The 26,428-nt window shown below is 72.8% G+C and carries 25 protein-coding genes; 14 read left to right on the top strand and 11 right to left on the bottom strand.

The genetic code is table 11. The features are described 5' to 3' along the window. Positions 1-85 precede the first annotated feature (85 nt). The 4 genes from tilS (at position 86) to folE (ending at position 4,743) form a co-directional block, all read left to right on the top strand. Entirely contained in the window at positions 86-1,147 is a 1,062-nt protein-coding gene (gene tilS / locus ACIOC0_RS07180) for a tRNA lysidine(34) synthetase TilS (RefSeq protein ID WP_402153373.1), read from the top strand. Positions 1,148-1,206: 59 nt separating this feature from the next. After that, a complete protein-coding gene (gene hpt, locus ACIOC0_RS07175) occupies positions 1,207-1,767 on the top strand; it encodes a hypoxanthine phosphoribosyltransferase (RefSeq protein WP_130439488.1) in 561 nt (186 codons plus the stop codon). A gap of 206 nt (positions 1,768-1,973) precedes the next feature. After that, positions 1,974-4,013: an ATP-dependent zinc metalloprotease FtsH gene (gene ftsH / locus ACIOC0_RS07170; RefSeq protein ID WP_402153371.1), complete on the top strand. Its 2,040-nt coding sequence runs from the start codon at positions 1,974-1,976 to the stop codon at positions 4,011-4,013. A 124-nt stretch (positions 4,014-4,137) separates the two neighbouring features. After that, positions 4,138-4,743 (top strand): GTP cyclohydrolase I FolE, encoded by a 606-nt coding sequence (gene folE / locus ACIOC0_RS07165; protein WP_402153369.1) that lies wholly within the window; start codon positions 4,138-4,140, stop codon positions 4,741-4,743. A 23-nt stretch (positions 4,744-4,766) separates the two neighbouring features. Here the strand turns inward: folE and ACIOC0_RS07160 are convergent, their stop codons facing one another. From ACIOC0_RS07160 to ACIOC0_RS07135, 6 genes are all read right to left on the bottom strand, one after another. After that, positions 4,767-5,255 (bottom strand): DUF3180 domain-containing protein, encoded by a 489-nt coding sequence (locus ACIOC0_RS07160; protein WP_402153367.1) that lies wholly within the window; start codon positions 5,253-5,255, stop codon positions 4,767-4,769. Between the two features lie 66 nt (positions 5,256-5,321). After that, positions 5,322-5,933 (bottom strand): 2-amino-4-hydroxy-6-hydroxymethyldihydropteridine diphosphokinase, encoded by a 612-nt coding sequence (folK, locus tag ACIOC0_RS07155; RefSeq protein ID WP_402153366.1) that lies wholly within the window; start codon positions 5,931-5,933, stop codon positions 5,322-5,324. After that, positions 5,930-6,289 carry a dihydroneopterin aldolase gene (folB, locus tag ACIOC0_RS07150; RefSeq protein ID WP_356682044.1) on the bottom strand — a complete coding sequence of 120 codons (360 nt, stop codon included), beginning with the start codon at positions 6,287-6,289 and terminating at the stop codon, positions 5,930-5,932. The genes folK and folB overlap by 4 nt, the downstream gene beginning before the upstream one ends. A 269-nt stretch (positions 6,290-6,558) precedes the next feature. After that, a complete protein-coding gene (locus tag ACIOC0_RS07145) occupies positions 6,559-7,110 on the bottom strand; it encodes a nuclear transport factor 2 family protein (RefSeq protein WP_130438414.1) in 552 nt (183 codons plus the stop codon). Next, on the bottom strand, positions 7,107-8,042 hold the full coding sequence (folP, locus tag ACIOC0_RS07140; protein WP_402153363.1) for a dihydropteroate synthase: 936 nt from the start codon (positions 8,040-8,042) through the stop codon (positions 7,107-7,109). Before folP ends, ACIOC0_RS07145 begins: the two co-directional genes overlap by 4 nt. A gap of 102 nt (positions 8,043-8,144) precedes the next feature. Then, a complete protein-coding gene (locus ACIOC0_RS07135; RefSeq protein ID WP_402153361.1) occupies positions 8,145-9,959 on the bottom strand; it encodes a phosphatidylglycerol lysyltransferase domain-containing protein in 1,815 nt (604 codons plus the stop codon). A 232-nt stretch (positions 9,960-10,191) separates the two neighbouring features. Between ACIOC0_RS07135 and ACIOC0_RS07130 the strand changes: the two genes are divergently transcribed. Next, positions 10,192-11,316: an alpha/beta hydrolase gene (locus ACIOC0_RS07130; protein ID WP_402153359.1), complete on the top strand. Its 1,125-nt coding sequence runs from the start codon at positions 10,192-10,194 to the stop codon at positions 11,314-11,316. Between the two features lie 156 nt (positions 11,317-11,472). Next, complete coding sequence (locus ACIOC0_RS07125) at positions 11,473-12,999, top strand: hypothetical protein (protein WP_402153357.1); 1,527 nt, start codon at positions 11,473-11,475, stop codon at positions 12,997-12,999. Between the two features lie 21 nt (positions 13,000-13,020). On the opposite strand, the gene ACIOC0_RS07120 is transcribed toward ACIOC0_RS07125, so the two are convergent. Next, positions 13,021-14,364, bottom strand: coding sequence for a PH domain-containing protein (locus ACIOC0_RS07120; protein ID WP_402153355.1), 1,344 nt, complete (start codon positions 14,362-14,364; stop codon positions 13,021-13,023). Continuing rightward, entirely contained in the window at positions 14,361-14,873 is a 513-nt protein-coding gene (locus ACIOC0_RS07115; protein ID WP_402153353.1) for a PH domain-containing protein, read from the bottom strand. The genes ACIOC0_RS07120 and ACIOC0_RS07115 overlap by 4 nt, the downstream gene beginning before the upstream one ends. A gap of 31 nt (positions 14,874-14,904) precedes the next feature. Here ACIOC0_RS07115 and ACIOC0_RS07110 point away from each other — a divergent pair, with 31 nt between their 5' ends. Continuing rightward, positions 14,905-16,056: an NADH-quinone oxidoreductase subunit D gene (locus ACIOC0_RS07110; protein WP_402153351.1), complete on the top strand. Its 1,152-nt coding sequence runs from the start codon at positions 14,905-14,907 to the stop codon at positions 16,054-16,056. A 52-nt stretch (positions 16,057-16,108) separates the two neighbouring features. Here the strand turns inward: ACIOC0_RS07110 and ACIOC0_RS07105 are convergent, their stop codons facing one another. After that, positions 16,109-17,137 carry an SAM-dependent methyltransferase gene (locus ACIOC0_RS07105; protein WP_402153349.1) on the bottom strand — a complete coding sequence of 343 codons (1,029 nt, stop codon included), beginning with the start codon at positions 17,135-17,137 and terminating at the stop codon, positions 16,109-16,111. Positions 17,138-17,255: 118 nt separating this feature from the next. Between ACIOC0_RS07105 and ACIOC0_RS07100 the strand changes: the two genes are divergently transcribed. Genes ACIOC0_RS07100 through ACIOC0_RS07090 form a run of 3 tightly spaced genes read left to right on the top strand, consistent with a single transcriptional unit; the run spans position 17,256 to position 19,860 of the window. Then, entirely contained in the window at positions 17,256-18,461 is a 1,206-nt protein-coding gene (locus ACIOC0_RS07100) for a sensor histidine kinase (RefSeq protein ID WP_402153347.1), read from the top strand. 48 nt (positions 18,462-18,509) lie between these two features. Further along, complete coding sequence (locus ACIOC0_RS07095; protein WP_402153345.1) at positions 18,510-19,178, top strand: response regulator; 669 nt, start codon at positions 18,510-18,512, stop codon at positions 19,176-19,178. A 49-nt stretch (positions 19,179-19,227) separates the two neighbouring features. Further along, positions 19,228-19,860 carry an AAA family ATPase gene (locus ACIOC0_RS07090; RefSeq protein ID WP_402153343.1) on the top strand — a complete coding sequence of 211 codons (633 nt, stop codon included), beginning with the start codon at positions 19,228-19,230 and terminating at the stop codon, positions 19,858-19,860. Between the two features lie 35 nt (positions 19,861-19,895). On the opposite strand, the gene ACIOC0_RS07085 is transcribed toward ACIOC0_RS07090, so the two are convergent. After that, on the bottom strand, positions 19,896-21,002 hold the full coding sequence (locus ACIOC0_RS07085; protein ID WP_402153341.1) for a DUF5937 family protein: 1,107 nt from the start codon (positions 21,000-21,002) through the stop codon (positions 19,896-19,898). Between the two features lie 161 nt (positions 21,003-21,163). Here ACIOC0_RS07085 and ACIOC0_RS07080 point away from each other — a divergent pair, with 161 nt between their 5' ends. Beyond that, complete coding sequence (locus ACIOC0_RS07080; RefSeq protein ID WP_402153339.1) at positions 21,164-21,382, top strand: hypothetical protein; 219 nt, start codon at positions 21,164-21,166, stop codon at positions 21,380-21,382. Here ACIOC0_RS07080 and ACIOC0_RS07075 read toward each other — a convergent pair. Beyond that, complete coding sequence (locus tag ACIOC0_RS07075; RefSeq protein WP_402153337.1) at positions 21,372-22,574, bottom strand: threonine aldolase family protein; 1,203 nt, start codon at positions 22,572-22,574, stop codon at positions 21,372-21,374. The genes ACIOC0_RS07080 and ACIOC0_RS07075 overlap by 11 nt on opposite strands. A gap of 197 nt (positions 22,575-22,771) precedes the next feature. Here ACIOC0_RS07075 and ACIOC0_RS07070 point away from each other — a divergent pair, with 197 nt between their 5' ends. From ACIOC0_RS07070 to ACIOC0_RS07060, 3 genes are read left to right on the top strand one after another with little or no spacing between them, the layout of a single operon-like run. Then, on the top strand, positions 22,772-23,701 hold the full coding sequence (locus tag ACIOC0_RS07070; RefSeq protein ID WP_351090592.1) for a DUF2520 domain-containing protein: 930 nt from the start codon (positions 22,772-22,774) through the stop codon (positions 23,699-23,701). Further along, positions 23,698-24,711, top strand: coding sequence for a pantoate--beta-alanine ligase (gene panC, locus ACIOC0_RS07065; RefSeq protein WP_402153335.1), 1,014 nt, complete (start codon positions 23,698-23,700; stop codon positions 24,709-24,711). Before ACIOC0_RS07070 ends, panC begins: the two co-directional genes overlap by 4 nt. Further along, positions 24,708-26,423, top strand: coding sequence for an L-aspartate oxidase (locus ACIOC0_RS07060; RefSeq protein WP_402153333.1), 1,716 nt, complete (start codon positions 24,708-24,710; stop codon positions 26,421-26,423). Before panC ends, ACIOC0_RS07060 begins: the two co-directional genes overlap by 4 nt. The last annotated feature ends 5 nt before the right edge of the window (positions 26,424-26,428 follow it).

The following is a 26,428-nucleotide window of genomic DNA, read 5'->3' as shown; positions in this document are numbered from 1 at the left end:
AGCGGCCCGTTTCTGTCACCATCTACACACTCTGCGTGACCGGACTCGGGCTCACCCCCGACAACTTCATTGAAGGGAACCGGACATGGGTCCCCATCCTGCGGTCGCGGCGATACGCCTGGCGGTCCGCCGCGTCCTCCACGACATCCTCAACGACCACACCGGCGCCCCCGGAGCCCCGGCCCCCGCCGAGGCCCTTCGCGGCTCCGACGCACCACCGCACGAGCGCCCGCACCCGCCGCTCGTGCTCGTCGCGTGCTCCGGCGGCGCCGACTCCATGGCGCTCGCCTCCGCCCTCGCCTTCGAAGCCCCCAAGCTCGGCATCCGCGCCGGCGGCGTCACCGTCGACCACGGTCTGCAGGCCGGCTCCGACCAGCGCGCCGACGAAGTCGTCCTGCGGCTTCGCGAACTCGGCCTCGATCCCGTCGAGGCCATGGCCGTCACCGTCGGCCGGCAGGGCGGTCCCGAGGCGGCCGCCCGCGACGCACGCTACGCCGCCCTGGACGCCGCCGCCGAACGCCACGGCGCCACCGCGGTCCTGCTCGGCCATACCCGCGACGACCAGGCGGAGACCGTCCTCCTCGGCCTCGCCCGCGGCTCCGGCATCCGCTCCCTGTCCGGGATGGCCGCGGTCTCGGGGGCCGGCGGCCGCTACCGGCGCCCCTTCCTCGCCCTCGACCGGCAGACCGCCCGCAAGGCCTGCATGGCCCAGTCCCTGCCGGTCTGGGACGACCCGCACAACACCGACCCGGCCTACACCCGCTCCCGGCTGCGCCACGAGGGCCTGCCCGCGCTGGAGAAGGCCCTGGGCAAGGGCGTCGTCGAAGCCCTCGCCCGGACGGCCCAGCTCTCCCGCGACGACGCCGACGCCCTCGACGCCTGGGCCGGCCAGGCCGAGACCTCCGTACGGGACGCGACGGGCCTGCTGGAGTGCGCCAAGCTCTACGCCCTGCCGCCGGCTGTGCGACGGCGCATCCTGCGCCGCGCCGCCATCGACGCGGGCGCGCCGGCCGGCTCGCTCTTCGCCCGGCACATCGAGGAGATCGACCGGCTGATCACCGGCTGGCGCGGGCAGGGCGCCATCAATCTCCCCGGCAAAGTCGTGGCCCAGCGCCAGGGTGGCAGACTGGTGATTCGGCAAGGCTGAATCCGGACCCCTCCGGCACCGCGTGGAGGGGCGGCCGGCCGGTGGGACGACCGAAAGTGATGCGGGTGGACGCGAAAGACATGGGTGCCGACCTCAAGAAGGTGCTCATCACCAAGGAAGAGATCGACGCCAAGCTCGCCGAGCTGGCGGCGAAGATCGACGCGGAGTACGCGGGCAAGGACCTGCTCATCGTCGGCGTCCTCAAGGGCGCGGTGATGGTCATGGCCGACCTCGCCCGGGCGCTGTCCACCCCCGTCACCATGGACTGGATGGCCGTGTCCTCCTACGGCGCGGGCACCCAGTCCTCCGGTGTGGTGCGGATCCTCAAGGACCTCGACACCGACATCAAGGGCCGGCACGTCCTCATCGTCGAGGACATCATCGACTCCGGCCTGACGCTGTCCTGGCTGCTGTCCAACCTCGGCTCGCGCGAGCCCGCCTCCCTCAAGGTGTGCACGCTGCTGCGCAAGCCCGAGGCCGCGAAGGTCGCCATCGACGTCGAGTGGGTCGGCTTCGACATCCCCAACGAGTTCGTCGTCGGCTACGGCCTGGACTACGCCGAGAAGTACCGCAACCTCCCGTTCGTCGGTACGCTCGCGCCCCACGTCTACGGCGGTTGAGCCGTACGGGCGGGGTGCGGTGACCAGACGGCCCAAGCCCCGCGGTACGACCGGGAACCCCAGCGGGTCCAGCACCGTTGAGGCTTGCAGACGGGTACGCCGACCTTCCAGTGCGGCTTCGCGCGACAATGCTGGGGTACCGTCAGAAGAACTGTCTTATCAAACTCACTATGGCAGGAGGGACGGGGCGGCTCCGCTCCGTATGGATGGACGTGAAGCGATACTTCCGTGGGCCGGTCATGTGGATCGTGCTGGCCGTCCTTGCCGTGGTCGTGTTGATGCAGGTCGTCGGCTCGTCCGGCGGCTACAAGACGGTGGACACCGGCCAGGTCGTGGCAGCGATCAACGACAACAAGGTCGAGTCGGCAAAGCTGACCACCGGTGACGATCAGGTCGTCAAGATCACCCTCAAGGACGGCGAGAAGGTCGAGGGCAGCTCCAAGGTCCAGGCCAGCTACATCGGCGACCAGGGCGTGACCATCGCCAACACGCTGCAGACCAAGTACCAGGACAAGCAGATCCCGGACGGCTACACCGTGTCGCCGTCCAAGCAGAACCCGATCGTGGGCATCCTGCTCACGCTGCTCCCCTTCGTCCTCATCGTCGTCGTGTTCCTGTTCCTGATGAATCAGATGCAGGGCGGCGGCTCCCGGGTCATGAACTTCGGCAAGTCCAAGGCCAAGCTCATCACCAAGGACACCCCGAAGACGACGTTCTCCGACGTCGCCGGTTCGGACGAGGCCGTCGAGGAACTGCACGAGATCAAGGAGTTCCTGCAGGAGCCTGCGAAGTTCCAGGCCGTCGGCGCCAAGATTCCCAAGGGCGTTCTGCTCTACGGGCCCCCCGGCACCGGCAAGACCCTGCTCGCGCGCGCCGTCGCCGGCGAGGCGGGCGTTCCCTTCTACTCGATCTCCGGTTCCGACTTCGTCGAGATGTTCGTCGGCGTCGGCGCCTCCCGGGTGCGCGACCTCTTCGAGCAGGCCAAGGCGAACGCCCCGGCGATCGTCTTCGTCGACGAGATCGACGCGGTCGGCCGCCACCGCGGCGCCGGCCTCGGCGGCGGTCACGACGAGCGCGAGCAGACGCTGAACCAGCTGCTCGTCGAGATGGACGGCTTCGACGTCAAGGGCGGCGTGATCCTCATCGCCGCCACGAACCGGCCCGACATCCTCGACCCGGCCCTCCTGCGCCCCGGCCGGTTCGACCGTCAGATCGCGGTCGACCGCCCGGACATGCAGGGCCGTCTGGAGATCCTCAAGGTCCACCAGAAGGGCAAGCCGGTCGCGCCCGACGTCGACCTGTCGGCCGTCGCCCGCCGCACGCCCGGCTTCACGGGCGCCGACCTGTCGAACGTGCTGAACGAAGCCGCGCTCCTCACGGCGCGCAGCGACAAGAAGCTGATCGACAACCAGATGCTGGACGAGGCCATCGACCGCGTCGTGGCGGGCCCGCAGAAGCGGACCCGGATCATGTCGGACAAGGAGAAGAAGATCACCGCGTACCACGAGGGCGGACACGCCCTGGTCGCGGCGGCTTCCCCCAACTCCGACCCCGTCCACAAGATCACGATCCTGTCCCGGGGCCGCGCCCTCGGTTACACGATGGTGCTCCCGGACGAGGACAAGTACTCGACCACCCGCAACGAGATGCTCGACCAGCTCGCCTACATGCTGGGCGGCCGGGCGGCCGAGGAACTGGTCTTCCACGACCCGACCACCGGCGCCGCGAACGACATCGAGAAGGCCACCGCCACGGCCCGCGCCATGGTCACCCAGTACGGCATGACCGAGCGGCTAGGCGCCATCAAGTTCGGCGGCGACAACACCGAGCCCTTCCTCGGCCGTGAGATGGCTCACCAGCGTGACTACTCGGAAGAGGTCGCCGCGCTGGTGGACGAGGAAGTCAAGAAGCTCATCGAGAACGCGCACAACGAGGCCTGGGAGATCCTGGTCGAGAACCGCGACGTCCTCGACAACCTCGTGCTCCAGCTGCTGGAGCGGGAGACGCTGGGCAAGGAGGAGATCGCCGAGATCTTCGCCCCCATCGTCAAGCGCCCGCCGCGGCCCGCCTGGACGGGCTCCTCGCGGCGCACGCCGTCCACCCGTCCGCCGGTGCTCTCCCCCAAGGAGCTCGCACTGACGAACGGCGCGAACGGTGCGTCGCCGGCGATCAGCACCGCCAAGTCCACCGCGTCGGATCCGGCCACGGCGGCCGAGCCGGCCCCTGAGGAGCGTCCCGAAAACTGACGCTCCGCCCGGAATGGATGCCGCGCCCCCCGAGGTTCTAGCCTTGGGGGGCGCGGCGTTTCCGCATGCCCGCAGCTCAGGCGCGTGACCCACGCGCGCGACCCGCACAGGAACGAGACAGCAGATGACCGACCCCGTGACGCTGGCCGGCGAGGGCCCGATCGGCACGTTCGACGCGAAGCGCGCCGAGAACGCCGTACGAGAACTGCTGCTCGCAGTCGGCGAGGACCCGGACCGGGAGGGCCTCCGTGAAACGCCGGCCCGGGTCGCGCGGGCTTACAAGGAGATCTTCGCGGGGCTGTGGCAGCGGCCCGAGGACGTGCTGACGACCACGTTCGACCTGGGGCACGACGAGATGGTGCTCGTGAAGGACATCGAGGTCCTGAGCAGCTGCGAGCACCATCTGGTGCCCTTCGTCGGGTTCGCCCATGTCGGCTACATCCCGTCCGCCGAAGGCAAGATCACGGGGCTCTCGAAGCTTGCCCGGCTCGTGGACGTCTACGCCCGGCGTCCGCAGGTGCAGGAACGGCTCACCACGCAGGTGGCCGACTCGCTGATGGAGATCCTGGAACCCCGGGGAGTGATCGTCGTCATGGAGTGCGAGCACATGTGCATGTCGATGCGGGGGGTGCGCAAGCCCGGGGCGAAGACCATAACGTCGGCGGTCCGCGGTCAGCTGCGCGATCCCGCGACCCGTAACGAGGCCATGAGCCTGATCATGGCGCGCTGACGCCGACGCGCCCCGCGGCGGCGTCACGCCGTGGAGGCGGCTCCCGTGTTGTTGTCGTCGTCGTCCTCGGGGAGCTTGCACACCCGTTCCAGGAAGATGGCCGCCGCTATGACGGCGATGCCGGCCACGACGGAGAATGCGGCGTAGACCGCCTGGTCGCGGCGGGCGGGCATGTCCAGGGACTCCAGCAGGAAGACGCCGGTGCCGCCGTACATGCCGGCGACGAGGGCGGCCACCAGCGCGCTGGCGTGGCCGAAGACGACGGCGCGCGCCGCCATCAAGGGGTCGACGCCCTTGGCCTCGGGACGGCGCTCGCGCTGCGCCTTGAGGCGGGCGCGCAGGGAGAGCGCCGTGGCCAGCAGGATCGCGGCGATCACGGCGAGCGCGATGGGCGCCGCCAGCGGGACGCTGGGGAGCGTCCCGAGCGAGTTCCACAGGCGGGCGCCCGCCCAGGACAGGACGCCGGCGATGAGGAAGACGCCGACCAGCGTCCTGATGCGCAGCTCTCTCACGGTGTCCCTTCGGTTCCCCCGGATCCCACGGGCTGTGGTCGTCGCGGTCCTCGTCGACCTTAACGACTACTCGGGCAGCCTGAGTTCCAGGTCCGCCCGCGCTTGCACACCCTCGCGGGTGACCGCGTCGAGCAGGTCGGCGACCGCGCCCCGGCCGGGGACACGGGCCTCGGGGTCCACGTCGTGCCACGGCGCGAGGACGAAGGCCCGTTCGTGGGCGCGGGGGTGCGGGAGCGTCAGGTGCGGGTCGTCGGAGACGACGTCGGCGTACGCGACGATGTCGACGTCCAGCGTGCGCGCGCCCCAGCGCTCGTCGCGCACGCGGTGGAAGGCCTCCTCGACCGCGTGCGCCCGCTCCAGCAGCGAGGACGGGGGCAGGGTCGTCTTCAGCACGACGACGGCGTTGAAGTAGGCCGGCTGGCTGCCGGGCTCGACGCCCCACGGCTCCGTCTCGTACACGGGGGAGACGGCTTTCACCCGCACGCCCGGGGTGTCCTCCAGGGCGTCGATGGCGCCCTGGAGGGTCTCCAGGCGGTTGCCGAGGTTGGAGCCGATGGCGACGACGGCCCGTTTCGGGTTGTGGAGGGTGGTGTCGGCGGCGTCGACCTTCTCGACGACGGAGGCCGGTACCGGCTGTACGGTCGGGTCGCTGTGACCCTCGGTGAAGGACGCGGTCATGCTCGGCTCCGGGTGATGGTGACGGTCACGTCGTCGAAGGGGACCGTGATCGGCGCGTCCGGCTTGTGGACGCAGACCTCGACCTCCTGGACCCTTTCGTGCTTCAGGCAGGCCTGGGCGATGCGCTCGGCGAGCGTCTCGACGAGGTCGACGGGATCACCCTCGACGACGGCGACGACTTCCTCCGCCACGATGCCGTAGTGCACGGTCTTCGCCAGGTCGTCGTCGGCCGCGGCCGGACGGGTGTCCAGGCCGAGGGCGAGGTCCACGATGAAGGTCTGGCCCTCTTCGCGTTCCCTGGGGAACACGCCGTGGTACCCGCGGGCCTTCAGGCCGCGCAGCGCGACACGATCCACGCGAATCCTCCTGCAATCGTCGGTGACGGCCGGTTCGTCCGTGTGCGGGCGTCACACCGGCCTCGGACGAATCTACCCGCGGGCACTGACATCGCCGGTCCACGGGGCCCTCGGCGCCGGACCGGACGTCAGAGGTTCACCGTGCGTTTCCCCTGGAGAGGCCGGTGGCTCACGGGCTGATAGCCGCCCCTACCCGCGAGTTCGTGATTCCAACCACTTCTTGCTCCGGTCGGCGCCCTGGTCGGCCTCGCGGAGGTCCGCCCGCCGACTCAAGCGAGGGTCTCCCCGCCGCCGTTGCCGCTCTCGCCGTCCTCGTCGTTCTCGCCGTTGTCCGGGCCCTCGTCGTCGTCGGCTTCGGCCAGCACCGGGGAGGCGTGGTGCGACCACAGCTTCCAGCCGTCGGACGTGCGGCGGAAGACGTTCGTGGCGACCACCAACTGGCCCACGAGCGGCCCCAGCTCCTCGCCCTCCTCCGGTGCGGGGCCGCCGCTGAGGATGTTCTCGGTGCAGGTCACCAGGGCGGTGTCGCCGGTCACGGACACATGCACGTCGGTGAGGAAGAACTGGATGTAGTCGGTGTTCGCCATGATCAGCGCGTACGAGCGGAGCACCTCGCCGCGCCCGGTGAGCACGGGCCAGCCGGGGTGCACGCAGGAGACCACGCCGGTGTCGGCCGGGTCGTGGTACTCCTCGTCGACGCCGAGGTCGGCGGGTGTGAGCCAGAACGAGGACACCGACTCGAAATCGCCGCGCTCCAGCGCCTCGTAGAAGGCGGTGTTGGCGGCCTCGACCTGCTCGACGTCCGTGTGCGGGGCGCTCACAGGGCTCCCTCTGCGCCGTCGCGGGGGGCGTCCTGCCCGGTCGCGCGGTGGTGCGTGCGCGCTCCCTCCACTGTGCGCGCTCCCTCCACGGCGCGCGCGACCCGTACGGCGTCGGCGGTCGCGCGTACCTCGTGCACACGGACCGCCCACGCGCCCGCGTGCGCCGCGAGGGCGGAGACGGCGGCGGTGGCGGCGTCGCGTTCACGTGCGGGGGGCGGAGCGCCCTGCGGGCCGGCCAGCACACGGCCGAGGAAGCGCTTGCGGGAGGCGGCGACGAGCAGAGGGCGGCCGAGGGCGTGCAGCCGGTCCAGGCATGCCAGCAGCGACAGATCGTGGTCGGCCTCTTTGGAGAAGCCGAGGCCGGGGTCGACGACGACGCGGTCGGGGGAGACGCCGCCGGCGACGACGGCGTCCACGCGCGCGTGCAGTTCGTCGACGACTTCGCGGACGACGTCCTCGTAGTCGCCCCGGACGTTGCCGCCCTCCAGGAAGCCGCGCCAGTGCATGACGACGAAGGGGGCGCCCGCGTCGGCGACGACCGGGATCATCTCGGGGTCGGCCAGTCCGCCGCTGACGTCGTTGACCAGGGCGGCGCCGGCGGCGAGGGCCCGGGCGGCGACGGAGGCGCGCATGGTGTCGACGGAGACGACGACTCCCTCGGAGGCGAGGCCGCGGACGACGGGGACGACACGGCGCAGTTCCTCCGCCTCGTCCACACGGGCCGCTCCGGGGCGGGTGGACTCGCCGCCCACGTCGACGAGGTCGGCGCCCTCGGCGACCAGGTGGAGGCCGTGCTTGACGGCGGTCGTCGTGTCGAAGAAGCGGCCGCCGTCGGAGAAGGAGTCGGGGGTCACGTTGACGACGCCCATGACCGCGCAGCGGTCCCACTCGGGAAGGCCGTCGACGTGCCCGCGTCCGCTCTGCTTGCTCATACGTTCAGCGTAGGCCCAGCGGGGCGCCGGGACGGTGTGCGGCCCGGTCGGAGGCCCCGGGTGGGGCGCTCCGGCCGGGCCGGGTCCTGGGCGGCAGGGCGGCTACGCGGCCCGCATGTCCCGTTCGCGCACCCGGTCCGCCACGACGTGCGCGCACGCGCGCGGGGTGGCGGTGCGGCGGCGCAGGAAGCGCGGCAGGGGGAGGGCCAGGGTGACGAAGCCCTCGGCCTGCATGGCGGCGAAGCCGATGCGGGGCAGGTCGGCGGAGGCCCGGTAGACCACGAAGCGGGGCTCCCAGCGCGGCTGGAACTTGGCGTTGAACTTGTACAGCGACTCGATCTGGAACCAGCGCGAGAGGAACACCAGCAGTCCGCGCCACGCGCGCAGCACCGGGCCCGCGCCGATCTTCTCGCCGCGTGCCAGCGCCGAGCGGAACATGGCGAAGTTGAGGGACACACGCGCGATGGCGAACTTCGGCGCGGCCTGGAGGGCGGCGACGATCAGCAGTTCGTTCATGCCCGGGTCGGCCGAGCGGTCGCGGCGCATCAGGTCGAGGGAGGCGCCGTCCGATCCCCAGGGCACGAAGTGCAGGATCGCCTTCAGGTCGCCGTACTCGCCCGGCTCGGCGTCGGCCTTGTGGGCGGTGGCGATGAGGCAGTCGCCGTCGGAGGGGTCGCCGATCCGGCCGAGGGCCATGGAGAAGCCGCGCTCGGTGTCGGTGCCACGCCAGTCCTCGGCGGCGCGCCGGATGCGCTCCAGTTCGGCTTCACCGAGGTCACGGACACGACGGACCCGGGTCTCGTAACCGGCGCGCTCGATGCGCTTGACCATCTGGCGCACGTTGCGCATCGCGCGGCCGGCGAGCGAGAAATCCGCCACGTCCACCACCGCCTCGTCGCCCAGCTCCAGGGCGTCGAGTCCGGTCTCGCGGGTCCACACCTCGCCGCCCGTCTCCGAGCAGCCCATGACGGCGGGGGTCCAGGAGTGGGCCTTGGCCTCGTCCATGAAGCGCTCGATGGCGCCGGGCCAGGCCTCGACGTCGCCGATGGGGTCGCCGCTGGCGAGCATCACGCCTGAGACGACGCGGTAGGTCACGGCCGCCTTGCCGCTGGGGGAGAACACGACGGCCTTGTCGCGGCGCAGCGCGAAGTGGCCGAGGGAGTCACGGCTGCCGTGCTTGGCCAGCAGGCTGCGCAGCCGGGACTCGTCCTCCTCGGTGAGTCGGGCCGCCGGGTGCTCGGGCCGGAAGGCGAGGTAGATGGTGGTGACCGCGGTGATCCAGCCGAGGGCGCCCAGGGAGAAGGCGACCGTCCAGGAGGTGTTGCCCTGGTAGTCGACGGGACCTTCGAAGCCGAACAGGCCGTACAGCACGTGGGTGATGCGGTCGGCCAGGCTGGGGTCGCCGACCAGACGGCCGGGGTGGGCGCTGACGATGACCATGCCCAGCATGAGCGAACCCGCGCCCATGAGGACGAAGTTGGCGAGCGCGCGCCAGCGGCTGCGCGGGTCGGGCAGCGCGGCGAACTGGTCGCGGTGGACGAGCAGCGGTATCAGCAGGGCCAGGGAGATCAGCGCGCCGACGACGGAGTGCCGGTAGGTGAACTGCGCGACGGCGCCCGCGGGGAGGAGCACGACGGCCGCGCGCCACGCGCGCCGCTTGCCGCGCTTGAGGCCGTGCGCGAGCAGCAGCAGCAGGACGCCCGCGCTGAGCGACATTGCGGCCGCGAACGGGCCGAAGGAGCCGGGCAGGACCTCGGCGACGGTGTGCATCCTGCTGTGCCGGAACCGGGGGAACACGCCCGCGGCGACGTCCAGCAGACCCACGAGGGCGCACGCCCTGCTGACGAGGACGGGCACGGCCTCGGGGCGGGGGCCCCGGATCAGCCGACGAACCCTGCTCGGAACCCCGCCCGACATTTCCTCATCTTCCCTGACAGACATCGCATCCCGTAGTTCCGCGAGAGACATGGAGACCCGGGCCCGATCGGGCATCCGGCGACTTTGCGCCCTCTAGGACGGTGTCTCGGGGAGAGAGGTTCACTCGCCTCGTCAAAGCCGCCGAAAAGGCCAAGGAAAGTCCGGGAAAAGCCCTCGCGCAGGAGCGGAGGCGGACGGGAACCCCGGCGGAGAGCGCAGGCAGGAACACCTCATGGGTCTCACGAGCAACGCAACGCTGTGGACGACGGCCGCCGCCGCTCTACTGCTGTTCGCCGGCACGGTGTGGCAGTGGCCGCGGCTGGCCGGGCGCGGCTGGCGGGCCGTCACCGGGCGCGTCGGCCTGCTGCTCGCCACGCAGGTGGCGCTCTTCGCGGCGGTGGGCCTCGCCGCCAACCAGGCGTTCGGCTTCTACGCCAGCTGGGCCGACCTGTTCGGGCAGGAGAACGACCAGGGCGTCGTCGTCGACCACGCGGAGGACGGCCGTCCGACGGGACCGCTGCGCGTCGTGGACACGCACCGCCTGGCGGGCGGGGGGCAGACGAGCACGAGCGGGCAGATCCAGCAGGTCACCGTGGCGGGCCGGACGACGGGCATCAACTCGCCCGCGTTCGTGTACCTGCCCCCGGAGTACTTCGACCCGCAGCAGCGCACGCGTACGTTCCCCGCGGCCGTCGTCCTCACGGGCTACCCCGGCACGGCCAAGGCGCTCGTCGACAAGTTGGAGTACCCGCGCACCGCGCGGGAGCTCGCCAAGGCCGGCCGTATGGAGCCGACGATCCTGGTGATGCTGCGGCCGACGGTGGCGCCGCCGAGGGACACCGAGTGCGTGGACGTCCCGGGCGGGCCGCAGACCGAGTCGTTCTTCGCCAAGGACCTGCCGGAGGCGGTGGCGGCGCACTACCGGGTGAACAGGAAACAGGGCAGCAGATGGGGCGTCATAGGCAACTCCACCGGCGGCTACTGCGCCCTGAAGCTGGCGATGCACCATCCCGACGTCTTCGCGGCGGGCGCCGGCCTGTCGCCGTACTTCACCGCGCCGTCCGACCCGACGACCGGCGACCTCTTCCACGGCGACAAGACCCGCCGCGCCGAGGCCGATCTGCGCTGGTTCATCAAGCACCGGCCCGCGCCGGACACTTCGCTGCTCGTCACCAGCAGCAAGGTCGGGGAATCCGACTACAAGGCCACGATGAAGTTCATCGACATGGTGAAGGCGACGAAGAAGACGAGGATCTCGTCGATCATCCTCGAAAGCGGCGGACACAACTTCAACACCTGGCGGAGGGAGATCCCGGCGACCCTGGAGTGGGTCAGCGGACGGCTGAGCAGCCCGTGACACCGGGGCCGGGGCGGCCGCCCAGCGGAAACGATCTTGTTTGTTCGTCGAATTCCGTGACAGCGCCGAATGCCGATGCGCTGTGAAGACATCGGGACGGCTGGTTTTTACGGGGCGGGGCGCCAACAATCCTCTACGCGCGGTAAGTTTCTGGCCATGCCACGTGGACGTCACCGCCATTCACCGCCCTTGCACAGGCTGCTTCCTCCGTCGGCGATCGCAGGCGTCTCCGTCGTCTGCGCCCTCGGTCCCTGGGTGTTCACGGAGCCCTTCGCGCTCCGAGGTCTGGCCGCCGCCGCCGCGGCGACGGCGGTCATCGGCGCGATCGTCATGCGCCGTTGGGACATCCAGGCCGGCAAGCAGGTCGCCGACCTCACGCGCGCGCGTGCGGGCGACGAGTGGCGCTTCGAGGAGCGCGTCGCCGAGTTGGAGAGCGACCTCGACGAGTCGCGCGAGCTGCGGATCAAGCTGGAGCAGCGGCTGCGTGCCAAGCGCGCCGAACTCGCCGGTCTGCGCAACGAGCACGCGGCGCTGCTGCGCCGCTATGCCACCGCCGAGACGGAGCGGGCGACCGCCCTGGAGGGCCGTCGCCTGCTGGAGATAGAGGCCGCGCCACCGTCGAACGCCCTGCCGCCCGCGCGGGCTGCGGAGACGGCCGAGGGCGCGGGGACCGAGGGGACTTCGGTCGACGAGGCCGCGCTCGCCGAGGGATCGGTCGACGGGACTCCGGTCGTCGGGGCTTCGGCCACTGGAGCTTCGAAGGCCGACGTGTCCGCTTCCGGGGCGTCCGGCGGGGGCGAGCCCGACGCTCCCGCGGTCTTCTCCGCCGACGGCTCCAAGCTGTTCCTGCGTGCGCTGAGCGCGCTGGCCCGCTTCGACGCCGACCGGCCTGAGCGCGCGAAGCCCGCGGAGTCCGAGCCGGCTCGGCCCGCCGTGTCCGAGCCGGTGAAGTCCGCCGAGCCGACCGAGCCCGTCGGGCCGGCCAAGGCCGGCAAGTCGGCCGAGACCGCCAAGACCAAGCCCGCCGACACCCCCGGCACCACCGACTCCACCGAACCCGCCGACGCCAAGCCCGCTTCGGTCGCCTTCTCGAAGGCCGGCGGCGACAAGGAGGCCGCGCGGGAGGACGAGGCGGAGGGGAAGCCCGAGGCGGTCGACGAGCACGCGCGCGCGGCCGCCCCTCCCCTGGACCCCGACGAGGACGAGGCCCCGGCCCAGAAGACGGCCGCCGCCGCGCCGGAAGAGGCCGCCGAGCGGACGCAGGCCACAGACGCGAACCCGACAGACGGAACAGACGGAACAGGCGGCACGGGCGTCACGGACACCCCGGAAGCGCCTCACGCCGTCGTTCCCGCGCGGCGCCCCGGTGGGCACTTCACGGTGCCCACCGCCGTGGCCGTCGCTCCCGAGTCGCAGCCGGTGCGCCGGCCCACGGCCGAGGGCGGGTTCGACTTCTTCGGCACGAAGGAGTCGGCGGCGTCCGACGCCCTGGAGGCCGTGCAGAACGAGGACCTCGCCGATGTCGTCGGCCAGGAGGCGCTCGCGCTGCACAAGGCGGAGACCGAGGCGGAGTTCAAGCCGGCCGACGACGACTCGCGCCGCGTCGGCCAGGTGATCGACCTGACCGCGCACGACGAGACCGAGCAGATCGACCTGCACCGCCTGCGCAGCGCCGTCTCCTGAACAAGCCTTGCGCGACAGCGGCTAGGCCATCCACCGGTCGGGCCGGGCGTCACGGCGTCCGGTCCGGGACCGTTCGGCCTGGCCGCGCAGCAGCTCCGCGGCCTCACGCGCGTCCCGCAGACGCGCCGTGACGGTCGTGCCGGCCCCCGAGTCCACCCGCACGTCGGCGACGCGCCACAGCAGCTGCCAGGGGCCTTGCGTGAGTCGCACGCTCTGCACCTTGGCGTGCGGGACGAGCGCCAGACTCCGGCGCAGCAGCCCGTGCCGGGAGGCGAAGACCGTGTCGGTGACCGCCGTCCCGTAGCCCCGCCACCAGACCGGGAGACACCGTCCGGCCCGGCGGGGCGGCCGTGCCAGGGCGGCGGCGTCGGGGACGGTGACGCCGGGCAGCACGCGCGCGATGACGGCCTCCGCGGCCTCGCGCGGGGCGACCGGGACGAGCACGGAGTTGGTCGAGCCGGCCACGTCCAGCTCGACGCGCACCCACCCCCGGCGCCGCCACAGCAGCGGCTCGACGATCCGGACCGTCTGCACCCGCCCGGGCGGCACCGTCTCGTGCGCGCGGTCCAGCAGACCGTGGTCGATCCGCAGCCCGTCCGGTGAATCGCCGACGCTCCAGTCGAACTCCGCGACGAACCGCCCCACGCTGCGCGCACCCGCCGCGCCGAGCAGCGGCACACCCGTCGCCAGCACCGTCCACACGCTCTCGGTGACGAGCCACAGCACCGGCAGCACCACGAGCGCGGCGATCAGCGCGCCCCAGGTCGCGCCGGTCAGCGCCAGCGCGATCGCCAGCTCGCGCGCGGGCACGCGCAACAGCTCGCGCGCCGGGGCCTCACCGACCTCGTGCGCCGTCTCGGGGGCGAAGCCGGCCGCGCGCGCGAGCAGTTCGGCCCGCAGTGCGCTCGCCTCGTCCTCGCCGAGGAAGGCGAGTTCGTCCTTTTTGTCGGCGCCGACCACGTCGAGCCGCAGCTTGGCGACGCCGGCGATCCGCGCGAGCAGCGGCCGGGTGACGTCGACGGCCTGGATGCGCTCCAGCCGGATGTGCGCCGTGCGCCGGAACACCAGGCCGGTCCGTATGCGCAGTTCGCTGTCCGTCACCGCGAAGCGGGTGAACCACCAGCTCAGGAAGCCGTAGAGGGCGGCCGCGGGAATGACGACGGCGACCGCGATCAGCAGGGTCGTCGTGGTGAGCCGTGCCAGCTGCCGCTGGGCCTGGTTCGGATCGTGCGCCGCCCAGCCGGCGACCACCGCGACGGGCGCCCACGCGCGCCGGAACGGCGTCACGGGGTGCAGCCGGCGCTCGACGACGGTCCGCGCCCGCGCGGCGCCGGCCACGCCGCCGTCGAGGCCCGGGGCCGTCACAGTCCCGCCGATCGGGCCTCGCCGAGCTCGGTGAGCCGGTCACGCAGCCGTTCCGCCTCGGTCGGGTCCAGCCCCGGGATCCTCGCGTCCGTCGCGGCGGCCGCCGTGTGCAACTGGACGCCGGCCAGCCCGAAGTACCGCTCGACGGGACCTGAGGTCACCTCGACGAGTTGCATCCGCCCGTACGGCACGACCGTCTCCTCGCGCCACAGCACGCCCCGGCTGATCAACAGGTCGTCGGCGCGCTCGGCATAGCGCCAGGAGCGCCAGTTGCGGCCGAGCATGACCCACCCCCAGCCGATGCCCGCCAGGGGCAGCAACGCGAACGCCGCCCACGCGGGCCCGGCCAGCAGACCGAGCGGGACCCCTACGCCGGCCGCCGCGAGCCCCGACCACACCACCAGCAACAAGCGCCGCATCCGCAGCAGTCCGGGCGGCAGCCCGGTCCACGCCGCGCCGCCCCCCACCGTCTCCACGCCCCCCGGGCCCGCCGGGCTCCCCGTCTCCATGCGGCCAGCGTACGTAGGGGAGACTGGGGCCATGACTCCTACGACGGAGACCACGGTCGGGATCGGCGGCGCCGCGGAGAGCACCGACATGGTGCTCAACATCGGCCCGCAGCATCCCTCCACGCACGGCGTCCTGCGGCTGCGGCTCGTGCTGGACGGCGAGCGCATCATGCACGCGGAGCCGGTGATCGGCTACATGCACCGGGGCGCGGAGAAGCTGTTCGAGGCGCGTGACTACCGCCAGATCGTGATGCTGGCCAACCGCCACGACTGGCTGTCGGCGTTCTCCAACGAGCTGGGCGTGGTCCTCGCGGTGGAGCGCATGCTCGGCATGGAAGTGCCCCCGCGCGCGGTGTGGACGCGCACGCTCCTCGCGGAGCTGAACCGGGTGCTCAACCACCTGATGTTCCTCGGCTCCTATCCGCTCGAGCTCGGCGGCATCACACCGGTCTTCTATGCCTTCCGCGAGCGCGAGGTCCTCCAGAACGTGATGGAAGAGGTCTCCGGCGGGCGCATGCACTACATGTTCAACCGGGTCGGCGGCCTCAAGGAGGACCTGCCGGCGGGGTGGGTCTCCCGTGCCCGCGGGGCCGTCGCCGCCGTCCGCTCCCGCATGGACGTCTTCGACGACCTCGTCCTCGGCAACGAGATCTTCCGGGGCCGCACGCGCGGCGTGGGCGTCCTGTCCTCGCGGGCCGTGCACGCGTACGGCGTGAGCGGGCCCATCGCGCGCGCGTCCGGCGTCGACTTCGACCTGCGCCGCGACGAGCCCTACCTGGCGTACGGGGAGCTCCAGGACACGCTGAGGGCGGTGACCCGGGCGGAGGGCGACTGCCTGGCCCGCTTCGAGTGCCTCCTGGAGCAGACGCACGTCGCGCTGGACCTCGCGGACGCCTGTCTGGACCGCCTCGCCGAGCTGCCGCCCGGCCCGGTCAACCAGCGGCTCCCCAAGGTCCTCAAGGCACCCGAGGGGCACACGTACGCGTGGACCGAGAACCCCCTCGGGGTCAACGGCTACTACCTCGTCAGCAAGGGTGAGAAGACCCCGTACCGGCTGAAGCTGCGCTCGGCCTCGTACAACAACATCCAGGCGCTGACCGAGCTGCTCCCGGGCACGCTGGTAGCGGACATGGTGGCGATACTGGGATCGATGTTCTTCGTGGTCGGAGACATCGACAAGTAGCCGGGGGCATCTCCGCGCCGGTGGCGGCGGGGCGAGCGCTCCGGCGTGCGCCTCAGCGGGGCGGGGCGAGCGGGTCGGCGATCCCGACCGGCTGGAGCAGCCAGGCGAAGTCGCCGAGGCCGTGCGCCGCGGTGAGTTCGGCCGCCTCGCCGGCGCTCGCGAGGGCGCGGACGTACGCGGCGGGGTCCGTGGAGGCCAGCGCGAGCGGGGGGCGCGCGCCGGTGACGCCGAGGGCGTGCAACGCCTCCCGCTGGGAGAGCAGACGGGGCGCGGACGGCGAAAGCGCCGGTGTGCCTGCCTGCGCGCAGGCGTCCAGCGCGACATGCGCCGTGAGGTCGCACGAGCCGTCCGGCACGGGCGTCGTCTCCCGGCCCTCCCGGTAGCCCGTGAGCGTCCCGAACGGGGGGCGAGCGTCCGCCGTGTGCGCGTAGTCCACGGCCACGGCGAGCCCCCGTCCGACACGGGCGACGGCCGACGCCCAGGCGGTGTCCCGGGGCAGCCCGATCTCCGCCCGCAGCCCCTCCTCGCCGGCCAGGGGCCACCAGCGCGCGAGCCATTCCGCCTCCGCGCCGGACACCGGCTCGCCGAGCCGCTCTGCCCCGTCGCCTCGGACGAGCACCCGGCGCGCGGTGCCGGCGGAGTCGACCTCGGCGACCTCGACGGGCACGTTGTCCAGCCACTCGTTGGCGAACAGCAGCCCGGCGACCTGCGGGGGCGGCTCGGGCAGCCACTCGATCCGACGGTCGAGGCCCGCCGGACGGGCGGCGATCTCGACGGCGTACGCGCGTGTGCGGGCCGCCACGTCGGCGGGGAGCGCGGCGAGCACCGCGGTGACCAGTTCACCGCGTCCGGCGGCCATGTCGACGAAGTCGAGCGAAGCGGGCCGGCCCAGCGCCTCGTCCACCTCGCACAGCAGCCGGGCCACCGCCCCGGCGAAGAGCGGGGACGCGTGCACGGACGTGCGGAAGTGGCCCGCCGGGCCCTCGGGGCGGCGGTAGAAGCCGTCCGTCCCGTAGAGCGCGTCCTGCGTCGCCGCCCGCCAGCCACGCCATCCGCCGGAGCCCGTCACCTGTGCCGCCACCGGCTCAGACTATGCGCACAGGTGATCGCCTCCTCCACCTTGCGGAGTATGCGCGCCGGACCCGGATCGGCCCTCCGGTTGACCCGTGCACACATCGGGCTTCCCTACTCTGGGTTACGTGCAGCGCCTCTATGACTTCATCCGCAGACATCCGAGCGGGGTCGACGGCTTCTGGGCCTTCGTCCTGTTCGGGATCTCTGTGGTGGCCGACACCTCCACAAGGAACACCGGCCAGGGAACCGACGATCCGGCACTCATCGTGCCGGTGGCCTTCCTGCTCTGCCTGGTGGTGGCGCTGCGACGGCGCATGCCCGAGGGGATGCTCCTGCTGGCCGGCGCCATCGGCGTGGCGCAGCTGGCGCTGGACGTCGCGACGATGGCCGCCGACTTCGCCCTGCTGGTGATCGTCTACACGGTCGCCGCGACGGGCGTGCGCTGGGCCTCCTGGCTGGCCCTGGGCACGGGGCTGAGCGCGGCGACGCTGGCGCAGATGCGCTGGCCGAACGAGCAGACCAGCGCGTGGGGCAATGTCGCGATCGTCGTCTTCCAGACGGTGCCGTTCGCCCTCGCCTGGGTGCTCGGCGACTCCATGCGGACCCGCCGCGCCTACTTCGCCCAACTGGAGGAGCGGGCCTCCCGCCTGGAGAAGGAGCGCGAGGCGCAGGCGAAGGTCGCTGTCGCCGCCGAACGCGCGCGTATCGCGCGCGAGCTGCACGACGTCGTCGCGCACAACGTGTCGGTGATGGTGGTGCAGGCCGACGGCGCGGCCTACGTCCTCGACGCCGCCCCCGACCAGGCGAAGAAGGCCCTGGAGACGATCTCCTCGACGGGCCGCCAGGCGCTCGCCGAGATGCGCCGCCTGCTGGGCGTACTGCGCACCGGGGAGCACCAGGAGAGCGGCGAGTACGTGCCGCAGCCGGACGTCGAGCAGATCAAGGACCTGGTCGAGCAGTGCAGCGGCTCCGGTCTGCCCGTCGACTTCAAGGTCGAGGGCACTCCGCGCCCGCTGCCCAGCGGCGTCGAGCTCACCGCGTACCGCATCGTGCAGGAGGCGCTGACCAACACGCGCAAGCACGGCGGACCGCACGCGGGCGCCAGTGTGCGCCTGGTCTACTTCGACGACGGTCTCGGCCTGCTCGTCGAGGACGACGGCAAGGGCGCGCCGCACGAGCTGTACGAGGAGGGCGGCATCGACGGCCAGGGGCACGGACTGATCGGCATGCGCGAGCGGGTCGGCATGGTCGGCGGCACGCTGGACGCCGGCCCACGCCCGGGCGGAGGATTCCGCATCAGCGCCCTGCTGCCGCTCAAACCGGCGCACTGACGCCCCCGCACGCCCCCTGTTGACACCTGTAACACGGAAGAGGACCCGATGACGATCCGCGTGATGCTCGTCGACGACCAGGTGCTGCTGCGCACCGGGTTCGGGATGGTGCTCGCCGCCCAGCCGGACATGGAGGTCGTGGCCGAGGCGGGCGACGGCGTCGAGGCTCTCCAGGCGGTGCGGTCCACGGCGGTGGACGTGGTGCTGATGGACGTGCGCATGCCGAAGCTGGACGGTGTGGAGGCGACCCGGCGCATCTGCGCGGAGGAGAACCCGCCGAAGGTGCTGATCCTGACCACCTTCGACCTCGACGAGTACGCCTTCTCCGGGCTGAAGGCGGGCGCCTCCGGATTCATGCTCAAGGACGTGCCGCCCGGCGAACTGCTCGCCGCCATCCGCTCCGTGCACAGCGGCGACGCGGTCGTCGCCCCCTCCACCACCCGCCGTCTGCTCGACCGGTTCGCGCCGATGCTGCCCAGCGCCGGCAACGAGCCGCAGCGCAAGGAACTGGAGCGGCTCACCGAGCGCGAGCGCGAGGTCATGATCCTCGTCGCCCAGGGGCTGTCCAACGGTGAGATCGCCGCCCGGCTGGTGCTGTCCGAGGCGACGGTGAAGACCCACGTCGGCCGCATCCTCACCAAGCTGGGCCTGCGCGACCGGGTCCAGGTGGTCGTCCTGGCCTACGAGACGGGACTGGTGCGCGCCGGCGGGCACTGAGAGCCGGAAAGCGCTCCCCGGTCCCCGTGGCGGCCACTAGGGTCTGCGCATGCTCCTGTGGATAAACGGCCCTTTCGGGGGTGGCAAGACACAGACGGCACACGAGATCCGGCGCCGGCTGCCGGGCAGCGTCGTGTGCGACCCCGAGCACGTGGGCTTCGGCCTGCACCGCATGCTGCCGCCCGGGCTGCGCGAGGACTTCCGGGACCTTGCCTCCTGGCGGCAGGGCGTCGTCGAGGTGCTCGACCTGGCGCTGCGCAAGCACGACGGCGTGGTGATCGTGCCCATGACCCTCACGGATCCGGACCACTTCGCGGAGACCGTCGGCCGGTTGCGTGAACTGGGACACGACGTACGGCACTTCACCCTCCTCGCCGAACGGGAGACCGTGCTGCGGCGGCTGCGGGAACGCGGCTTCGGACGCCTGCTCCGGTTCCTCGTCGGCAAGAACGCCGCTCTGAGGCAGGAGAGTTGGGCCGTTCGTCAGCTCGACCACTGTCTGGAGCGGCTGCGGGAACCCTGCTTCGCCGAGCAGTTGTGGACGGATCGCACCTCCGTGCCCAGGACGGCCGACCGCATCGCCGTCCTGGCCGGTCTGACGCTCCGGCCCAACCGCGAGGGCGCGCTGCGGACCAGGCTGCGGCAGGCGCGCGTGGGGCTGAGGCACATCCGCTTCGACTGAGCGGCCGACCCGCGCGAACCGCTCCTGCCGCGGTGCTAGCGGAGTATCCCCTCCAGGAAGTCGCTGCCGAGCCGCGCCACCATCGTCACGTCCAGCTGGTGCAGCACGTACCGGCCGCGGCGGCGGGTGGAGACCAGGCCCGCCTTCTTCAGGACGGCGAGGTGCCGGGATATCTCGGGCGCCGTCATGCCGTGCGCCTGGGCCAGCTCGGTGGTCGTGTACGCGCTGCGGGCCAGCAGACGGCAGATCCGCATGCGCACGGGGTGGGACAGCGCCGTCATCCGCAGCGTGAGCTGCTCCACCGACGGCGGCGATGCCAGTTCCGGCGAGGCGACCGGGTAGTGCAGCACCGGCTGCCAGCCGTACCGGTGCAGCACCATCAGATGCGGCCAGCCGAGGCTCGTCGGCACCAGCAGCAGGGACCCGTCGGTGACGGCGGTGCGGCCCTCGATCAGCTTGTCGACGGTGATGTGCGCGGCGTGCTCGTCCAGCGTCACGGCGGAGGACACCGAGGCGAGGGCCTCCGCGAGCCCCTTGCGGTGCAGCAGCTCCGTCTTGTGGCGGGCGTCCGCGGCGAGCGTGTGGCGGACCCGGGCCCATACGTCCGCGAAGAAGGCCTCCTCGCAGTCCTGGAGGAACTGCCGCAGCCACGCACGCACGAGGGGCGGGTCGGCGAGCAGCCGTCGGGTGAAGCGCACCTGGCGCGGCCCTCGGGAGGCGGCCAGGTCGAGGGCGCGCTCGTGCAGGGCCGGGTCGGACAGGACGCCGGAGCTCGGCAGCTCGTAGCCCGGCGCGCACGTGAACTCCAGCGCGGAGTCGGTGAACTGTTCGTCGCTCAGTTTGTCCAGCAGGTCGAGCTCTTCGGCGAGTGTGGCACCCGGCCGCGCGCCGCCGCCCGGGATGCCCGCGTACGGCAGGAAGACGTCGGAGAACGTCGTCCGCCACAGGAAGTCCGCCTCGCACATCCGGTCGGCCAGGTGCGGGTCGAGGGACGCCGTCACGCTGGTGACCCAGCCCTGCAGACCGGGGTGGTGGCCCGGTTCGGACAGCGCGTGCAGCGCCATGCCGAGTTCGGCCAGGGGCGACGGCGCGACCGTGACCCGCTCCGGCCGCAGCCCCGTGATGTCGATGCGCACGCTCATGCCCTCATGGTGCACCCCGCCACCGACAACGCAGCCGACGATTGACGGCCCTCGTCAATCGACGGGACGCGCGGCCCGGATCCGCCGCAGCCTGGAGTCACCGGGGCGACCGCGGCGCACCCGGGCCCTTCCCCTCTCCCACTCCCGAAAAGGCAACGGCCATGAGCATCACCGAGCAGTACGCCCTCGACGTCCACCGCGCCCGTCAGCACGGCGAGCCGCTCCCGCCCGCGCCCGGCGCCCATGACTGGCAGCTCGTCCGCGAACTGCGCGATCGCCGTGAGTTCGAGGCGGTCCTCGCCGGCCGCCGCCCCGCCCGCGGGCGCGCCCGGCACGTCCTCGGCCGGCTGCTGCACCGTCTGCGGCCGGTCAGGCCTTGAAGGGCTGTCCGGCGGCCTCCCTCAGCCGCGCCGTGAAGTCCCCGACGGCCGCCCGCACGTCCTGCGGCGTCCACTCCAGGCCAGCGGCCCGCACGGTGACCTCCGTGAACGACAGCCCGGGCGGCCCGCCGCGGCTCCAACCCGACGCGAAGAGCACCGTCTTCGTCTCCTCGGCCTGCCGCACCGCCGCCTCGGCGAGGTCGTCGGCGTCGTAAGGCAGCCAGAGCTGGAACTCGTGCGTGTGCGGTGCCTCCGGATGCACGCGCGCCCAGGGGACCCCGGCCTCGGCGAACCCCTCACGCAGCGCCTCGGCCACCACGCGCGCGTGGGCGACGTACTCCGGCAGCCGGGGCAGCTCCCGCTCCAGCCCGACGAGCGCGGACAGCGCCGTGGGGAACTGCTGGAAGACGGTGCCCCCGTACCGGTGGCGCCAGGCCCTCGCCTCCTCCACCAGCGTCCGCGGGCCGGCGAGCGCCGCGCCGCCGAAGCCGTCCAGGGACTTGTAGAACGACACGTAGACGCTGTCCGCCAGGCCCGCGATCTCCTCCAGGGAGCGGCCGAAGTGGACGGTGGACTCCCACAGGCGGGCGCCGTCGAAGTGCACCACCGCGTCACGCTCGCGTGCCGCGCCCACGACGTCGGTGAGCTCCTCCCAGGAGGGCAGCACGAAACCGGCGTCCCGGAGGGGCAGTTCCAGCATCAGTGTCCCGAAGGGCTCCTCGAAGGCGCGGACCTCGTCGGCCGTCGGCAGCCGGGGCTCACCGGTGACGCGTACCGGCCGCAGCCCGGCCACCGCGCTCAGGGCGCCCCGCTCGTGGACCTCCGGGTGGGCCAGCGCGTGCAGGGCGACCGTGGGGTTGCCGGTGCGCCCGGCCCAGCAGCGCAGGGCGACCTGCTGGGCCATCGTGCCGGTGGGGAAGAACGCGGCGGCCTCCGTGCTCAGCAGGCCCGCGACCCGCTCCTCCAGTGCGGCGACGACTCCGCCGCCGTACACGTCCGGGGGTTCGTCCAGGTCGTACACCTCGGGCGCCGCTTCGTGCAGCAGGGCGAGCCGGTCGCGCAGGCTGCCGCGGAAGCCCGGACGCGACAGCGTCCGCTCCGCCGCCCGGAGGGCGGCCGTCCGTCGCTTCCCGAGCTCCTCCCGCCGCTCCTCGCCCGGCTCTTCCCCGTCCCGTTCCGCCGTGTTCGTCATGCTCGGATCATGCCCGGCGCCGGACCGCCCGAGCACCGGGGTTTCCGCACCACCGGCGGCCCGCGCGCGGGCCGTGCGACCGTCGAGAGGAAACCCACAGCCTGTGGACGACCGGACGCCCCGGCGACCGATCGCGTTAACATGACGAGAAATCGTCCGGTACCCGAAGCGGACTGGAACGGGAAGGCCGTCGCCGCGTGAACACAAGCCAACAGCCAGACCCCAGGGACCGTCCCGCACGGCTCACCGTCGGAGTCGTCGGCGCCGGCCGCGTGGGCCCCGCGCTCGCCGCGTCGCTCCAGCTCGCCGGGCACCGCCCGGTCGCCGTGTCGGGGGTCTCCGACGCCTCCCGCCGCCGGGCCGCGGCACTGTTGCCGGACGTGCCGCTGGTGCCGCCCGCCGAGGTCCTCCAGCGCGCCGAACTGGTCCTGCTGACCGTCCCCGACGACACCCTGCCCGGCCTCGTCGAAGGCCTCGCCGACACCGGCGCCGTACGGCCCGGCCAGCTGCTCGTGCACACCTCCGGGCGGTACGGCGCGAAGGTCCTCGACCCCGCCCTGCGCGCGGGAGCCCTGCCCCTGGCCCTGCACCCGGCGATGACCTTCACCGGCACCCCTGTGGACGTCCAGCGACTGGCCGGCTGCTCCTTCGGCGTGACCGCGCCCGACGAGCTGCGGCTGGCCGCCGAGGCCCTGGTCATCGAGATGGGCGGTGAACCGGAGTGGATCGCCGAGGAGAGCCGGCCGCTCTACCACGCGGCCCTCGCCCTGGGCGCCAACCACCTGGTGACGCTGGTCGCCCAGTCCATGGAGCTGCTGCGGGCCTCCGGGGTGTCGGCTCCCGACCGGATGCTCGGCCCGCTGCTCGGCGCCGCCCTGGACAACGCGCTGCGCTCCGGCGACGCGGCGCTCACCGGCCCTGTCGCCCGCGGGGACGCCGGCACGGTCGCCGCGCACGTGGCCGAACTGCGCAGGCACGCCCCGCAGACCGTCGGCGGCTACCTCGCGATGGCCCGTGCCACCGCCGACCGCGCGCTCGCCCACGGCCTGCTGAAGCCGGAACTCGCCGAGGACCTCCTCGGGGTACTCGCCAACGGGACCGACGGCGCCGAGGGAGAAGCCGGATGACCACGAGCCTGCTGAGCACCACCGACGACCTGCACGCACGCGCGCGTGCCGGGCGCAGGGCGGTCGTGATGACGATGGGCGCCCTGCACGAGGGGCACGCCACGCTCGTCCGCGCCGCCCGCGAGATCGCCGGGCCGGACGGCGAGGTCGTCGTCACCGTCTTCGTCAACCCGCTGCAGTTCGGCGCGGGCGAGGACCTCGACCGTTATCCGCGCACTCTGGACGCCGACGTCAAGCTCGCCGAACAGGCCGGCGCCGACGTCGTCTTCGCCCCGTCCGTGGACGAGGTCTACCCGGGCGGCGAGCCCCAGGTACGCATCACCGCCGGGCCCATGGGCGAGCGTCTGGAGGGCGGCTCGCGCCCCGGCCACTTCGACGGGATGCTGACCGTCGTCGCCAAGCTGCTGCACCTCACCCGGCCCGACGTGGCCCTGTTCGGGCAGAAGGACGCCCAGCAGCTCGCCCTGATCCGCCGCATGGTGCGCGATCTGAACTTCGGCGTGGAGATCGTGGCCGTGCCGACCGTCCGCGAGGAGGACGGCCTGGCCCTGTCCAGCAGAAACCGCTATCTGTCGGCGACCGGGCGACGCACAGCGCTCGCGCTGTCCCAGGCGCTGTTCGCCGGCCGCGACCGGCACGCCGCCCAGGAGGCGCTGCGGGCACGCGCGCGTGAGGTGCCGGCCACGCACGCGCGCGCTGAGGCGCTCAGCGCCCTGGGCGAGTCCCGTGCCGCCGCCGACGCGCACGCCGTCGCCAAAGCCGTCCCCGGCACCGCTGCGGCCGTCCCCGGCGCCGCTGCGGCCGTCCGCGCGGCCGCCCGCCTGGTCCTCGACGAGGCCGCCCGCATGGACCCGCCGCTGCGGCTGGACTACCTCGCGCTGGTCGACCCGGCCGACTTCACCGAGATCGGGGACGACTTCACCGGCGAGGCCGTCCTGGCCGTCGCCGCCCGGGTCGGGACGACCCGGCTGATCGACAACCTCCCCCTCACGTTCGGAGCCGCCTCGTGACCAGCACAGGCATACGACTGCACGCGCCCGCGCCCGGGTGGTCCATCTCGGCGGACGTCGTGGTCGTCGGCTCCGGAGTGGCCGGCCTGACCGCCGCCCTGCGCTGCGAGGCCGCAGGCCTGACGACGGTCGTGGTCACCAAGGCCCGCCTCGACGACGGCTCCACGCGCTGGGCGCAGGGCGGCATCGCCGCGGCCCTCGGCGAGGGCGACACCCCGCAACAGCACCTGGACGACACGCTGGTGGCGGGCGCGGGCCTGTGCGACGAGGACGCGGTACGGCTCCTGGTCACCGAGGGACCCGGCGCCGTACGCCGGCTGATCTCCACCGGCGCCCACTTCGACACCGACGACGAGGGCGGCATCCAGCTCACCCGCGAGGGCGGCCACCACCGCCGCCGCATCGCCCACGCCGGCGGCGACGCCACCGGCGCGGAGATATCCCGCGCGCTGGTGGAGGCCGTACGCGCGCGTGGCCTGCGCACGATCGAGAACGCGCTCGTCCTGGACCTGCTCACCGACGCCGAGGGCCGCACCGCGGGCGTGACCCTGCACGTCATGGGCGAGGGCCAGCACGACGGCGTGGGCGCCGTGCATGCTCCCGCGGTCGTCCTCGCGACCGGCGGCATGGGCCAGGTCTACTCCGCGACGACCAACCCGTCCGTCTCCACCGGCGACGGCGTGGCCCTCGCCCTGCGCGCGGGCGCCGAGGTCAGCGACCTGGAGTTCGTGCAGTTCCACCCCACCGTGCTGTTCCTCGGCCCGGACGCGGAAGGCCAGCAGCCGCTGGTCTCCGAGGCCGTGCGCGGCGAGGGCGCGCACCTGGTCGACAGCGACGGCGTGCGGTTCATGCTGGGGCAGCACGAGCTGGCCGAGCTCGCGCCCCGCGACATCGTCGCCAAGGGCATCACGCGCCGCATGCAGGAACAGGACGCCGAGCACATGTTCCTCGACGCCCGCCACTTCGGCGCCGCCATGTGGGAGAACCGCTTCCCGACGATCCTGGCCGCCTGCCGCTCCCACGGCTTCGACCCGGTCACCGAGCCCGTCCCGGTCGCCCCGGCCGCCCACTACGCCTCCGGCGGCGTGCGCACCGACTCCCACGGCCGCACCACCGTCCCGGGCCTGTACGCGTGCGGGGAGGTCGCCTGCACCGGTGTGCACGGCGCCAACCGGCTCGCCTCCAATTCCCTCCTCGAAGGCCTCGTCTACGCCGAGCGCATCGCCGCCGACATCGCCGGCGACCGGGTGGCCGACGGCCCGCACGAGCGCGTGCCCGCCCCCTTCGAGCACCCGGCGACGCCTGCGCACCCGCTGCTGGCCCCCGAGGCCCGGTTCGCGATCCAGCGCACCATGACGGAGGGCGCGGGGGTCCTGCGCTCCAAGGAGTCGCTGGAAAAGGCCGCCGACCGGCTCCAGCGGCTGCACACCGAGGCCCGCGACGCCCTCGACGAGAACGGCAAGACCGCCGAGCCCGGCGTCGACACCTGGGAGGCCACCAACCTCCTGTGCGTGGCCCGCGTCCTGGTCGCCGCCGCCCTGCTGCGCGAGGAGACCCGCGGCTGCCACTGGCGCGAGGACCGCGCCGGGCGCGACGACGCGAACTGGCGCCGTCACATCGTCGTACGGCTGAATCCGGACCGGACGCTCGCCGCACGCACCACCGATACCGCAGACTTCCCCCCTACCCGGCAGCACCAGCAGGAGCAGTGACAGAA

The organism is Streptomyces sp. NPDC088254 (assembly GCF_044740925.1).
GTDB lineage: Bacteria > Actinomycetota > Actinomycetes > Streptomycetales > Streptomycetaceae > Streptomyces.
This window is presented reverse-complemented; position numbering and strand designations above follow the sequence as displayed.

Excerpts from the sequence above, each read along its gene's own strand:
- ACIOC0_RS07135 (WP_402153361.1), bottom strand. The coding sequence starts at position 9,959 with ATGTCGGGCGGGGTTCCGAGCAGGGTTCGTCGGCTGATCCGGGGCCCC.
- ACIOC0_RS07090 (WP_402153343.1), top strand. The coding sequence starts at position 19,228 with ATGCTCCTGTGGATAAACGGCCCTTTCGGGGGTGGCAAGACACAGACG.
- folK (WP_402153366.1), bottom strand. The coding sequence starts at position 5,933 with ATGACCGCGTCCTTCACCGAGGGTCACAGCGACCCGACCGTACAGCCG.
- tilS (WP_402153373.1), top strand. The coding sequence starts at position 86 with ATGGGTCCCCATCCTGCGGTCGCGGCGATACGCCTGGCGGTCCGCCGC.
- ACIOC0_RS07110 (WP_402153351.1), top strand. The coding sequence starts at position 14,905 with ATGACTCCTACGACGGAGACCACGGTCGGGATCGGCGGCGCCGCGGAG.
- ACIOC0_RS07095 (WP_402153345.1), top strand. The coding sequence starts at position 18,510 with ATGACGATCCGCGTGATGCTCGTCGACGACCAGGTGCTGCTGCGCACC.
- hpt (WP_130439488.1), top strand. The coding sequence starts at position 1,207 with ATGCGGGTGGACGCGAAAGACATGGGTGCCGACCTCAAGAAGGTGCTC.
- ACIOC0_RS07125 (WP_402153357.1), top strand. The coding sequence starts at position 11,473 with ATGCCACGTGGACGTCACCGCCATTCACCGCCCTTGCACAGGCTGCTT.
- ACIOC0_RS07130 (WP_402153359.1), top strand. The coding sequence starts at position 10,192 with ATGGGTCTCACGAGCAACGCAACGCTGTGGACGACGGCCGCCGCCGCT.
- ACIOC0_RS07080 (WP_402153339.1), top strand. The coding sequence starts at position 21,164 with ATGAGCATCACCGAGCAGTACGCCCTCGACGTCCACCGCGCCCGTCAG.
- panC (WP_402153335.1), top strand. The coding sequence starts at position 23,698 with ATGACCACGAGCCTGCTGAGCACCACCGACGACCTGCACGCACGCGCG.
- folE (WP_402153369.1), top strand. The coding sequence starts at position 4,138 with ATGACCGACCCCGTGACGCTGGCCGGCGAGGGCCCGATCGGCACGTTC.
- ACIOC0_RS07075 (WP_402153337.1), bottom strand. The coding sequence starts at position 22,574 with ATGACGAACACGGCGGAACGGGACGGGGAAGAGCCGGGCGAGGAGCGG.
- ftsH (WP_402153371.1), top strand. The coding sequence starts at position 1,974 with ATGGACGTGAAGCGATACTTCCGTGGGCCGGTCATGTGGATCGTGCTG.
- ACIOC0_RS07115 (WP_402153353.1), bottom strand. The coding sequence starts at position 14,873 with ATGGAGACGGGGAGCCCGGCGGGCCCGGGGGGCGTGGAGACGGTGGGG.
- ACIOC0_RS07085 (WP_402153341.1), bottom strand. The coding sequence starts at position 21,002 with ATGAGCGTGCGCATCGACATCACGGGGCTGCGGCCGGAGCGGGTCACG.
- folP (WP_402153363.1), bottom strand. The coding sequence starts at position 8,042 with ATGAGCAAGCAGAGCGGACGCGGGCACGTCGACGGCCTTCCCGAGTGG.